Source organism: Sporosarcina sp. 6E9 (assembly GCF_017921835.1).
GTDB lineage: Bacteria > Bacillota > Bacilli > Bacillales_A > Planococcaceae > Sporosarcina.
Window position 1 is genome coordinate 186,036 of sequence record NZ_JAGEMN010000004.1, and the last position, 11,364, is coordinate 197,399.

Consider the following 11,364-nt stretch of genomic DNA (forward strand, 5'->3'; position numbering starts at 1 on the left):
TTAATGAGTTCATTTAAATATACAACGACTGAAGAAAGTTCAACGATTGAATATCTTCTACGTGAACAATGGCAAGCCGGAAAAAAGACAGTGCACCATATGCGTATGGCTAAAAGTGTAACTGGAACTGATGGCGAACCAATCGATTGGCGAACGCCTCTTCCCTTAGGTACTGAATTGACTTTCACCGTTCCCGATGCGCGTTCAACTTACTTACCAGAAGAAAAGGGACTACAGATCCTGTTTGAAGATGAACATATTCTTGCGGTTAATAAACCCGCTGGAATTACGACTCACCCAGATGGTCCGGGGCAAAGCGGTACTTTGATGAACTTCGTAATGGCGTACATTTCCAATCAGGGCGGAGATTACGCAGAGCATATCCATCGCCTCGATAAAGGAACTTCCGGGGTACTCCTCATCGCGAAGCATCCGATTGCAAAGGCTCTTTTTGATCGAATGATTGAACGCAATGATATCGTTCGAAAATATCAGGCGGAAGTAGACGGTCAGCTAAAAAGACCAAAAGGAACCATTAAACTTCCAATCGGACGGGATCGTCATCATCCTGCAAAACGTATTGTTTCGCTTTCTGGTCAATCAGCAGTAACACATTTTCGTGTAATTGAGCGTAAACCAGATTCAACAATCGTGGAAGCAGAGCTTGAAACTGGGCGCACACATCAAATTCGTGTTCATCTTGCCCATCTCGGACATCCCGTAGTTGGAGACACGCTATACGACGGTAGTCGAACAACCGACGGCGAGTTCCGACTAACTGCTACTGGATTATCTTTCATTCATCCATTTACAATGGAAAAAGTAACGATTGAACAATAAAAAAATGCCTGGAGAATTTTTTCTCCCAGGCATTTTTCATTTTTAAAAGTCTTCCGGGTTTGATCCAACACGCTCATTTAAGTTTAGTGTATTAATTTTTTCCATCTCTTCTTCAGTTAATACAAAATCAGCAACATTGATATTTTCATCAATCCGCTTCGGTGTGACCGATTTAGGTATAACGATTAAATCATTTTGTAAATGCCAACGAATAATTACTTGGGCAGACGTTTTTCCATATTTACTTCCTATGCTCTTGAGCAACCCATTAGCTAGCAATTCCCCGCCTCTTGCCAATGGCGACCAAGAAGTAACCGCAATATTATTTTCAGCACAAAATTGTCGTAAAGGTTCTTGTGACAATCTTGGATGAACTTCAACTTGATTGACCATCGGACGAATATTCGCTTTTGCAAAAACTTTTTCCAGATGGTGGATATGATGATTCGAAACACCCGTTGAACGGATTAGTTTTTCATCATATAACCGTTCAATCGCTTTATACGTCTCGACATAGCTTTCTTTGACTGGCCAATGCGTTAAATACAAATCCAAATAATCGAGTTCCAACCTTTCAAGTGAAGCTTCAAATGCACGCAATGTTTCATCGTATCCTTGATCTGTATTCCAAACTTTAGAGGTTATGAATAAATCTTCTCTTGGAATACCCGAATGGCGAATCGCTTCTCCAGTTTCTTTTTCATTTCCATAAACTGCTGCCGTATCAACTGCACGGTACCCTGTTTTCAGCGCATGCTGAATTGCTTCAACCGTTTCTTCGGGATTTTGCATCTTATAAACACCAAGTCCCATTCGCGGCATTTCGATCCCATTTGCGAGTAATTTCGTTTCCTTATATATACTCACTAAATATCCCTCCCCTTTATTTACACGCCCTTATTATACAAGCGAGAAATCTTTTTGACTATGAATTACATTTTCACTTGAAATTACGATAAAAAACGAATACTATTGATAACGGACTTAAAATCGTTCGTGTTTTGAAAGGAGAATTATTATGTTTCATTTAAAAGATCAACAAACAACTGCAAAAACTGAAATCCTTGCCGGTATGACAACTTTTCTAACCATGGCATATATAATCATAGTTAACCCGATAATACTCGCTGATGCAGGCGTCCCCTTCGACCAAGTGTTTCTCGCGACAATTATTGCGTCGGCAGTCGGTACACTCTGGATGGCACTGTTCGCCAATTACCCAATCGCGATTGCGCCTGGAATGGGTTTGAATGCTTATTTCACTTCTGTTGTCTTGGCTTCAGATGGAAAGTTAGATTACATGACTGCATTCTCCGCGGTTTTTATCGCCGGGATTTTATTCGTTATTTTATCATTGACACCTTTCAGGGAAAAACTGATTAAATCCATACCTGAAAACTTAAAGCACGGAATCACTGCTGGTATTGGACTATTCATTGCTTTTATTGGCTTAAAACTTTCGGGGATTGTCACTAGTCACGAATCAAACCTCGTTCAATTAGGAGACCTCACTTCTCCCCCAGTATTGTTGGCATTGTTTGGACTTCTGGTCACTGTCGTCCTCATGACATTGAATGTTTATGGGTCAATCTTTATTGGTATGATTCTGACAGGAGTTTTAGCAGTCTTTACGGGTCAACTAGCGTTCAAAAGCAGCTTGTGGCAAGTACCATCATTGCCCCAAGGCATTCTTGTTTGGAATCCCGCTACTGCATTAAACGATGTCATCTCTCACGGACTATACGGTGTCGTGTTCGCATTCTTAATTGTTACCCTGTTTGATACAACTGGAACAATGATTGGCGTGGCCAAGCAAGCTGGACTTATGAGAGGGAACACATTACCGCGTGCACGCCACGCCCTGCTCGCTGACTCTGTTGCATCATCTGTTGGCGCTATGTTCGGAACTAGTCCTACAACTGCTTACATAGAATCCTCATCGGGTGTAGCTGTAGGTGGCCGAACTGGGTTGACGACATTAACGGTCGGGATTTTATTTATGGTCGCAGCATTTTTCGGACCTTTGGTTAGTACTTTATCTGGCGTATCAGCAATTACCGCGCCTGCATTAATTATTGTCGGTAGCTTGATGATAGGCGTTGTGAAAGAAATTGACTGGGATTCGTTTGACGAAGCATTTCCCGCGTTTCTCATTATTTTAACAATGCCGCTCACATCGAGCATCGCCACTGGGATTGCACTCGGATTTATTTCTTATCCATTACTAAAAGTGGTGAAAGGTAAATGGAGAGAAGTTCCAGTCCTGTTATACATTTTTGCGGTACTCTTTTTGTATCAGTTACTATTTTTGCCACATTAATAACTTACTGGGGATTTGAATTTTCATTAATATAGGGTATACTTAAAGAAGAATAAACTGACTTAACAGGAGGTACATTCAATGGAAACTTTCTTTACATGGTTAGGCGAACAAATGAATCTAATTCTTGTTTTAGGTGTATGCTTTGCATTCCTATCTGCAATCCTTACTGGCGGATACGAGGACAAGCCTGGTACGAAACAAAAGTCTAAAAAAGGTCATCAGCCTACATGAACAAATGGGACTCGCCAAATTGGCGGTCCCATTTTTTTAATGTAAATTTGGAAATGATTGTTGACGCAATGCTTCATAAACTAAAATAGCTGCAGTGTTCGATAAATTTAGTGCGCGAATATGATCATTCATTGGAATGCGAAGACAGCGCTCCTCATTCTCTTTAATAATTTCATCAGGTAGACCCGTCGTTTCTTTGCCAAACACAAAGAATATATCCGTTGAAGTATCTGAGTAATCAAAGGATGTATACGGCTTTTTTCCAAACTTCGTAATGAAGTAAAATTGTGCCTCTGGATACTGATCAAACATCTCATAAATTCCATCATGGTAAGATACATCAACATGACTCCAGTAGTCTAGCCCCGCTCTTTTCAACATTTTATCTTCTGTTGAAAACCCAAGTGGTTTAATAAGATGAAGCTTAACTCCGGTTCCGGCGCAAGTTCTTGCAATGTTTCCCGTATTTGCCGGGATTGCTGGTTCAAATAATGCGACATGTATTGCCATTTCAGCACTTCCTTAACTCTGTGGATTTTTAATCTTTCTATTATCAATCGCTTTTTGCAACTCAGCAATTACTGATGGATCTTCTTCAGTTTCAAGTGCTTGGCAAATGCCCTCATAACTCTTCTCTGTTCCAATTTCCCCTAACGCCCAGGCAATCGTCCCCCGCATCATCGGTCGTTGATCATTTAACAACATCTCAATAAGCTCAGGCACTGATGACTCTTCTTTAAAGTGTGCCAATCCAATGATTGCATTTCGTTGAATTGGATTTTTACCGCGCCAAGAGCCTGAAACATGTCCAAATCGTTCTTTAAACTGACGATTTGATAAACGAAGGATTGGTTGTAAAAGTGGTTTTGCTAGTTCTGGATCAGGATGAAAAGCGCGTTGATGCAAGTTGTGTTTTTTTCGATTCTTAGGACAAACAGTTTGGCAAGTGTCACAGCCATACACACGATTTCCGATTTTATCACGGAACTCTTCCGGTATAGGCGTTTTCGTTTGTGTAAGAAAAGCAATACAACGCTGTGCATCAAGTTGCCCGCCTTGTATGAGCGCTCCTGTCGGACAAGCATCTAAACAAAGCGTACAATCCCCACACTCATCCTCCATCGGCTGATCCGGTGCGAACGGGATATTCGTAATCATTTCCCCAAGATAAACATAAGAACCAAACTCAGGTGTTATAATCGAACAATTTTTTGCAGACCAACCGATGCCCGCACGTTCAGCTACTGCCCTATCAGCTAGTTCACCCGTATCCACCATTGAACGGAGTCTTGCAGAAGGCGCATGTTGAAGGATAAACGCCTCCAGTAGCTTTAACCGCTCGCGCAGAACAATATGGTAATCTGTTCCCCATGAAGCACGACAAAAAATGCCACGGCGTTCCCCCTTTTTCCCTCTAGGCGAGTTTTCCATCCGGGATGGATAAGCGATGGCAATCGAAATGATGCTCTCCGCTTGGTCAAGGAGAAGCGCGGGTTCCGTCCGCTTATCCAAATCCTTTTCCTCAAAGCCCGATTGATAACCGAGTTCCTGTTGACGAACCAAACGATTTTTCAATTCACGGAACGGGGCGGCTGTCGTAAAACCAATTTTATCGATACCGATTGAATGGGCATAATTTATGACTTCTTGTTGTAATTCGAGTGTATTCATTTGAAAACACCTCCTCTATGGTAAAATTAACATATATTAAATAAAGGGTGATGACATTGAAGTTAAATTTAGATCCTGCAGTTTTGGAAATCGTACCTACCTTTAAATTGGGCCTTAACCATTATACCAAAGTTACCGTTGCAGAATCTCCTCAAATGCTAAAAGGTCGCTTACAATTATTTCAAGAACTTCTTTTTTTCGACCTTGACGACAAACCAGTGACCGATTTTCTCGGCATTAAGGAATGGCGCGAAGTCTGGAAATTATTCGGCGCAAATCCAAGTCGCCATCGCCATTCAACTGAAGCCCTTATGCGGCGCATTGCGAAGCAGAACTATTTGAGCCCGTTTCACTCCGCTGTGGATTTAAATAATTTCTTTTCATTACAATATCAAATTCCAGTCGGAATTTATGATGTAGATAAAATCAAAGGAAACGTCACGCTCACCGTTGGAACTAAAGAAAGTGGGTATGACGGATTGAATGGCCGTTTTAATTCTTTAGAGAAAATGCTAATCCTATCAGACGACGAAGGTCCCTTTGGAAGCCCTTATGTCGATTCTGCTCGCACTGCGGTGACAGAAGAAACGACCAATTCCCTGCACGCATTCTTCCTACGTCCATCCATGAATGAGGCTGAAGCACTCGAATTAACAACTGCTGCCGGCAATATGTTTACAGAAATTAGTGGTGGCGATGTTCAGTCCTATGTTTTACAAGAAGATCACCCAACGATTGTAATAAAAGAATAATTAACCGAGTAAGGAAAAATACCAATCCTAACTGTAAAATCAAAAAGACACAACCGAAGTTGTGTCTTTTTTGATTATTAACCATGGTTACTTTGGTCTATCAATTGAAAATATATCACCAATTGCTGCATAACTAGAGCCAGCTAAACGACTAATCGCATTTAAACCTCTCGGATCAATTCGTCCGTTTTCATAAATTTCTTCATCAATGTGAAAGCGAGTTACTTCCCCTATAAATAAATCACTACCAGGTCCATCTCCACCAAGAGGAATTGCTTGTACAAGTTTACATTCCATGCGAACCTTTGCTTCCTTCACGCCTGGAACAGAAATATCTTCACTTTGTACGAGTGTTAAATCAGCCAATTCAACTTCACTTTCTGTTGCAGGTAATGAAGCAGCCGTTTTGTTGATTTTCGCTACATTCTCATCATCCACAATATGCACAACAAATTGATCATTATCATAAATGTTTCGAGCAGTATCTTTTAGTTCGCCAGTAGGTCTTTGAATAGCTAGAGAAACCATTGGCGGGTTTGATGAAACAATGTTGAAATAGCTAAATGGTGCCCCGTTGACAATACCTTCCTTAGATTGGGTAGTCACAAAGGCAATAGGTCTTGGAATTATAGAACCGATGAGAAGTTTATAATTATCTCGCTCACTATTTTTTATTGGATCAATCGAAATCAATAGATTCAGCCCCTATATTGCTCAAATTTTATCAGTTTAGTTTCTTACAAATACTCTTTTTCAATTTCAAGTGTGCTACGCACTGTGTCAATCGGTCTCACTGCTGCCTCGATTTGTTCACGTTTCCCTTCAAGGAATGGCGGCAGTGATAAGATTTCCCCTACTGTTTCATAAGGTTCGTCTCCCATAAAGCCTGGACCATCTGTTGCCCATTCAAAAAGGATACCAGGTGCGACCCGTGCATATAAAGATTCGAAGAAGAACCGATCAACATATCCTGAAGTACCGAAACCAGCTGCTTCCATATGTTCAATCCATTCATATAATACTTTTGTATCTTCTACGCGGAAAGCTGCGTGATGCACTGTACCATATCCTTGTCTGCCAGGTGGCATGCTCACATTATCTTCTACAATTACTTGAGCACCATTTCCACCTTCACCGACTTCAAATAAATGGAACGATCCTTCACTTGCGATTTCACGCATTAACATGACTTCTTCCAATACCACTTTAAAATTGTCGAAATCTCCAATACGAATATGAATAGGTCCTAAACCTGTAATGGCAAACTCCAAAGGTACTGGACCATTCTGCCAAGGTGTACCTGACTCAATTCCTTTGTTAAATTCATCAGAAATCAACATATATTGTTGATCATCAAAGTCAACAAATGAAATAGTTTTCTTTCCGAAAACTTCTTCAATCCCATTATGTTTCACTTCGTACTTATCAAAACGCTTTATCCAGTAATCAAGTGCAGCATCTGTTGGCACACGGAAAGCAGTTTTATAAATCTCATTCGTTCCATGTGTTCCTTTTGGAATACCAGGGAAATCAAAGAAAGTCATATCCGTACCAGCAGAGCCTTTGTCATCCGCGAAGAATAAGTGATATGTTTGGATATCGTCCTGATTGACTGTTTTCTTGACGAGGCGCATTCCTAATACATATGTGAAAAATTCATAATTCTTTTCTGCACTACTTGTTATAGCTGTTACGTGGTGTATTCCTTTTAAGTGATTCATTATAATTCCTCCTAATATTTAATGTAAATAAATATACCTCGAATTCAAGTTACATTAGCTTAAAATTTTTTTATCAAAACTTAATTCTTTTAGACTCATTTTATGATTAACTGTTTCTTTTCTACCTTTAAGTTATCTTGAATCAATACATCTCGAATTCAAGGTAAATATAACATAGATTCATTTCATTTGTCAACACTTCAGTTTACTTTCTATTTCGAAGCGTTATCTTAAGCCTTTATATTCTGTTATGTAGCTATATGATGACCAATTGATGAATACTATATTAAGGTACCCATCTTTAACTTTCCCCAATTGAAGATAAATGATAAATAAACCTACTTCCCTCATATCTAGGATGTAGCTCCAAGTGAATATTAATAAAGTCTGATCCTTACCTAAATAAAGAATCAGACTCTATTTTATCTATATGCTTTCATCAATTATGTAATAGAAAATATACGAATTTACTTAATTAACACTTCCACACATCAGCATATTCTTTTTTCTTTTCAAATTCTAATTTGGCAAAAGGACATAAAGATATTATCTTTTTATTTCCTTCACGTGCTCTCGTATGATGAATAATAAAGAGATCATTATTAGGCTGAGTAAAAGTAATTTCGGCAGTTAATTGTTTCTCATCATTTTCTAAATAATATCGATTTTCATCCTTGAAACTAGTATATAACTGACTATTATCATAATACATTTTGTGAAAGCTAACATTTTTTTATGTAAGACCTTTTTTATTTTTCTCCATTTTCAATTCCACGAAGCTGTGAGCGGTATTTTACCACTTCAAATAATCAAAAGACTTTCTGCATGAAGCGAATGACTTCGTCAGCTTTAGCTTGATTGATGCCATCTTTAATTTCAAAAAAATATTCAGCCAGTTTGGGACTGAAGTAACTTCCCGGCGGATATGGGAGTGTAAAGAAAGTCGGATGTTCAAACTGGTCATCGCCAAGCCAGAAACCAAACTCTATCATATGCTCATCAAAAGCAGCCCGTTCAATTACTCTACAGTCATCCGGAAAAGATTCCAATTCATTATAAATAATGATGCATGAAACGTCAAAAGTCCCCCAGAAAAGACCTGGATATACCTTTCTTTGTCTAAACGGTGCAATAAAATGCTGCTCGATATCCCAAGCAAACTGGAACCATTTGAGAATCTGTCTGGCAACATCTTCGTTATAGTGGTGATGCTCAACATCTTCTTCAAACTGCGTTTTCGTCTCCACCTCCTGAGGTTTTGTATGAATAGATAGCGTAAGTCCTGCAGCAGTCGCATTATCGATAATTTCTTGATAGTATTAGCTAATCGACTTTCCATTCGCAAGCTTTATCTCGGTATCACTTTCTTCGGTCTTCATTAAGATTACGCTTTTAATCAAATCCACTTCGATTTCAAAGTGTGAAGAATTGTATTTAAGTAGCCCAGTAGAAAATCTACTTGGCCTAATATCCAGAATGACATGCGCCCACTGTGGCTCTTGTACGGCATATTCAAGTTTAATCTTTCCCAGTATTTGTAAAATCGGCTGGAGTGTAGTGATTTCCTTCTTATGTGTTTTGTAAAAACCCATCTATATCTCCTTCTAGGTATACCTTACCCTCTCTTTTTATAAAAAAACTATATATTAGATGATCCATAGTTTCTCAAAATGACTTCGACCTTTAATATTTGGGCAGAACTTGTGTGAATACTTTACAAGCACATCGTACTCCCTAATATTCAACCAAAACAAAAAGCATCTACAAATGTTGTTTTAACAACGTTTGTAGATGCTTTAGGTCATACTTAACATAATCGAAAAATACCAGGATATACCCGAGGCCGGACTTGAACCGGCACGCCTCGCGGCATCGCATTTTGAGTGCGACGTGTCTGCCATTCCACCACTCGGGCGAAGAAAAGATATATAATAAACGAATAAAATCAAATTGGAGGCGGCAACCGGAATCGAACCGGTGGTAAGGGTGTTGCAGACCCGTGCCTTACCGCTTGGCTATGCCGCCATTGTATAATTGGAGCGGAAGACGGGATTCGAACCCGCGACCCCGACCTTGGCAAGGTCGTATTCTACCGCTGAACTACTTCCGCAAAAAAACTGGGGTAGCTGGATTCGAACCAACGAATAACGGAGTCAAAGTCCGTTGCCTTACCGCTTGGCTATACCCCAAAAACAAAAAGGGCGGTTGAGGGGAATTGAACCCCCGAGTGTCGGAATCACAATCCGATGCGTTAACCACTTCGCCACAACCGCCATAATGGTAGTTACTATTTAAATGGGGCGGCTGAGGGGAATTGAACCCCCGAATGTCGGAATCACAATCCGATGCGTTAACCACTTCGCCACAGCCGCCATACTAATATTTTTTAAAGACAACAGGGGTAGTAGGATTCGAACCCACACCAAAGGTTTTGGAGACCTTGATTCTACCATTAAACTATACCCCTAAGTTAATAACTTTTACTAATGATTCGGTAAAAATGGTGGTGGGGGACGGATTCGAACCGCCGAACCCTGAGGGAGCGGATTTACAGTCCGCCGCGTTTAGCCACTTCGCTACCCCACCAATATAAATGTTTTTACTGAAATAATGGTGGCTCAGGACGGAATCGAACCGCCGACACAAGGATTTTCAGTCCTTTGCTCTACCGACTGAGCTACTGAGCCATGCAAAATATGTGTTGCTTATTAAATATATAAATGGCGGTCCCGACGGGAATCGAACCCGCGATCTCCTGCGTGACAGGCAGGCATGTTAACCGCTACACCACGGGACCATTTTGGTTGCGGGGACAGGATTTGAACCTGTGACCTTCGGATTATGAGCCCGACGAGCTACCACTGCTCCACCCCGCGACAATAATATAGGAACTACTTTGTAAATATACGCATTGAGTATGTTTGACACCTTACGCTGCGCTGTCGGTGTTAATCGCATTCTTTGTTATGCGATTTGCTCCACCTCGCGACAATAATATAGCATCTACTTTGTAAATAATGTTGAATGTGTTTAAAGTTTATGGTGGAGGATGACGGGCTCGAACCGCCGACCCCCTGCTTGTAAGGCAGGTGCTCTCCCAGCTGAGCTAATCCTCCGTTAAAATTACTTTAATGACCCCTACGGGATTCGAACCCGTGATACCGCCGTGAAAGGGCGGTGTCTTAACCGCTTGACCAAGGGGCCTAGATGATAATGTTTGGGAATTGGAGCCTTATGTATGAAATATAAACTGGCGGAGAGCAAGGGATTTGAACCCTTGAGACAGCGCAAACCGCCTACACGATTTCCAATCGTGCTCCTTCGGCCACTCGGACAGCTCTCCAATTGGCTCCGCAGGTAGGATTCGAACCTACGACCGATCGGTTAACAGCCGATTGCTCTACCACTGAGCTACTGCGGAATAATACTAATCATTAGTGTGTTATGCATTTAGTATTATATTGCAAAACAGCAGCCTAGCAACGTCCTACTCTTGCAGGGGGAAGCCCCCAACTACCATCGGCGCTGAAGAGCTTAACTTCCGTGTTCGGTATGGGAACGGGTGTGACCTCTTCGCTATCGCCACTAGACTTATTTAACACGACAAGACTTATTATATCAAACCTACTAAATATTTCAAGCGTTTTTTCAAAGTTTTTAACTTTATTCGCTCAAAACTGGATAAAAAGTACGTTATTGTTCACAAATCAGGGTCAATCAAACCCTTTTAACTTGAATAGGTTAAGTCCTCGATCAATTAGTATCCGTCAGCTACGTACGTCGCCGCACTTACACCCCGGACCTATCAACCTCATCTTCTCTGAGG

10 protein-coding genes, 15 tRNA genes, 2 rRNA genes and 1 pseudogene are annotated in these 11,364 nt (G+C 40.7%); 4 read left to right on the forward strand and 24 right to left on the reverse strand.

Annotated features, from left to right (window positions below):
* The first annotated feature begins 3 nt into the window (after positions 1-3).
* Positions 4-840: an RluA family pseudouridine synthase gene (locus J4G36_RS15370; protein WP_210471283.1), complete on the forward strand. Its 837-nt coding sequence runs from the start codon at positions 4-6 to the stop codon at positions 838-840.
* 42 nt (positions 841-882) lie between these two features.
* Here J4G36_RS15370 and J4G36_RS15375 read toward each other — a convergent pair whose 3' ends face one another.
* Positions 883-1,662 (reverse strand): aldo/keto reductase, encoded by a 780-nt coding sequence (locus J4G36_RS15375; protein WP_210471310.1) that lies wholly within the window; start codon positions 1,660-1,662, stop codon positions 883-885.
* Between the two features lie 196 nt (positions 1,663-1,858).
* Here J4G36_RS15375 and J4G36_RS15380 point away from each other — a divergent pair, with 196 nt between their 5' ends.
* Together J4G36_RS15380 and J4G36_RS15385 are read left to right on the forward strand one after the other, a co-directional pair.
* Positions 1,859-3,160, forward strand: a complete 1,302-nt coding sequence (locus tag J4G36_RS15380) for an NCS2 family permease (protein ID WP_210471284.1) — start codon at positions 1,859-1,861, stop codon at positions 3,158-3,160.
* 81 nt (positions 3,161-3,241) lie between these two features.
* Positions 3,242-3,394 carry a hypothetical protein gene (locus J4G36_RS15385; RefSeq protein WP_210471311.1) on the forward strand — a complete coding sequence of 51 codons (153 nt, stop codon included), beginning with the start codon at positions 3,242-3,244 and terminating at the stop codon, positions 3,392-3,394.
* Between the two features lie 36 nt (positions 3,395-3,430).
* Here J4G36_RS15385 and trmL read toward each other — a convergent pair whose 3' ends face one another.
* The gene (gene trmL, locus J4G36_RS15390) at positions 3,431-3,904 is read right to left on the reverse strand and encodes a tRNA (uridine(34)/cytosine(34)/5-carboxymethylaminomethyluridine(34)-2'-O)-methyltransferase TrmL (protein WP_210471285.1); all 474 of its coding nucleotides are present in this window, start codon (positions 3,902-3,904) and stop codon (positions 3,431-3,433) included.
* A gap of 12 nt (positions 3,905-3,916) precedes the next feature.
* Positions 3,917-5,065 (reverse strand): tRNA epoxyqueuosine(34) reductase QueG, encoded by a 1,149-nt coding sequence (queG, locus tag J4G36_RS15395; protein ID WP_210471286.1) that lies wholly within the window; start codon positions 5,063-5,065, stop codon positions 3,917-3,919.
* Between the two features lie 56 nt (positions 5,066-5,121).
* On the opposite strand from queG, the gene J4G36_RS15400 reads away from it, so the two are divergent.
* Positions 5,122-5,817, forward strand: coding sequence for a B3/B4 domain-containing protein (locus tag J4G36_RS15400; RefSeq protein WP_210471287.1), 696 nt, complete (start codon positions 5,122-5,124; stop codon positions 5,815-5,817).
* Positions 5,818-5,904: 87 nt separating this feature from the next.
* On the opposite strand, the gene J4G36_RS15405 is transcribed toward J4G36_RS15400, so the two are convergent.
* The 21 genes and pseudogenes from J4G36_RS15405 to J4G36_RS15510 form a co-directional block, all read right to left on the reverse strand.
* Entirely contained in the window at positions 5,905-6,510 is a 606-nt protein-coding gene (locus J4G36_RS15405; protein ID WP_210471288.1) for a flavin reductase family protein, read from the reverse strand.
* A gap of 44 nt (positions 6,511-6,554) precedes the next feature.
* Positions 6,555-7,538 (reverse strand): ring-cleaving dioxygenase, encoded by a 984-nt coding sequence (locus J4G36_RS15410; protein ID WP_210471289.1) that lies wholly within the window; start codon positions 7,536-7,538, stop codon positions 6,555-6,557.
* 475 nt (positions 7,539-8,013) lie between these two features.
* The gene (locus J4G36_RS15415; RefSeq protein ID WP_210471290.1) at positions 8,014-8,250 is read right to left on the reverse strand and encodes a GNAT family N-acetyltransferase; all 237 of its coding nucleotides are present in this window, start codon (positions 8,248-8,250) and stop codon (positions 8,014-8,016) included.
* A 97-nt stretch (positions 8,251-8,347) separates the two neighbouring features.
* Positions 8,348-9,130: pseudogene (locus J4G36_RS18580) on the reverse strand (DUF5996 family protein).
* 242 nt (positions 9,131-9,372) lie between these two features.
* A tRNA-Leu gene (locus tag J4G36_RS15430) sits at positions 9,373-9,453 on the reverse strand.
* Between the two features lie 36 nt (positions 9,454-9,489).
* Positions 9,490-9,563, reverse strand: a tRNA-Cys gene (locus J4G36_RS15435).
* Between the two features lie 10 nt (positions 9,564-9,573).
* Positions 9,574-9,648, reverse strand: a tRNA-Gly gene (locus tag J4G36_RS15440).
* A 7-nt stretch (positions 9,649-9,655) separates the two neighbouring features.
* Positions 9,656-9,727 (reverse strand) — tRNA-Gln (locus tag J4G36_RS15445).
* Between the two features lie 11 nt (positions 9,728-9,738).
* Positions 9,739-9,811 (reverse strand) — tRNA-His (locus tag J4G36_RS15450).
* Between the two features lie 23 nt (positions 9,812-9,834).
* Positions 9,835-9,910 (reverse strand) — tRNA-His (locus J4G36_RS15455).
* 24 nt (positions 9,911-9,934) lie between these two features.
* Positions 9,935-10,005 (reverse strand) — tRNA-Trp (locus tag J4G36_RS15460).
* 34 nt (positions 10,006-10,039) lie between these two features.
* Positions 10,040-10,124, reverse strand: a tRNA-Tyr gene (locus tag J4G36_RS15465).
* 25 nt (positions 10,125-10,149) lie between these two features.
* A tRNA-Phe gene (locus J4G36_RS15470) sits at positions 10,150-10,225 on the reverse strand.
* A 34-nt stretch (positions 10,226-10,259) separates the two neighbouring features.
* Positions 10,260-10,335 (reverse strand) — tRNA-Asp (locus J4G36_RS15475).
* A 4-nt stretch (positions 10,336-10,339) separates the two neighbouring features.
* Positions 10,340-10,414: transfer RNA gene (locus tag J4G36_RS15480), tRNA-Met, on the reverse strand.
* A gap of 164 nt (positions 10,415-10,578) precedes the next feature.
* A tRNA-Val gene (locus tag J4G36_RS15485) sits at positions 10,579-10,654 on the reverse strand.
* 16 nt (positions 10,655-10,670) lie between these two features.
* A tRNA-Glu gene (locus J4G36_RS15490) sits at positions 10,671-10,742 on the reverse strand.
* A 47-nt stretch (positions 10,743-10,789) separates the two neighbouring features.
* Positions 10,790-10,881 (reverse strand) — tRNA-Ser (locus J4G36_RS15495).
* 3 nt (positions 10,882-10,884) lie between these two features.
* Positions 10,885-10,959: transfer RNA gene (locus J4G36_RS15500), tRNA-Asn, on the reverse strand.
* A gap of 53 nt (positions 10,960-11,012) precedes the next feature.
* A 5S ribosomal RNA gene (gene rrf, locus J4G36_RS15505) occupies positions 11,013-11,128 on the reverse strand.
* A gap of 147 nt (positions 11,129-11,275) precedes the next feature.
* Positions 11,276-11,364 (reverse strand): 23S ribosomal RNA (locus J4G36_RS15510); the annotation flags it as partial.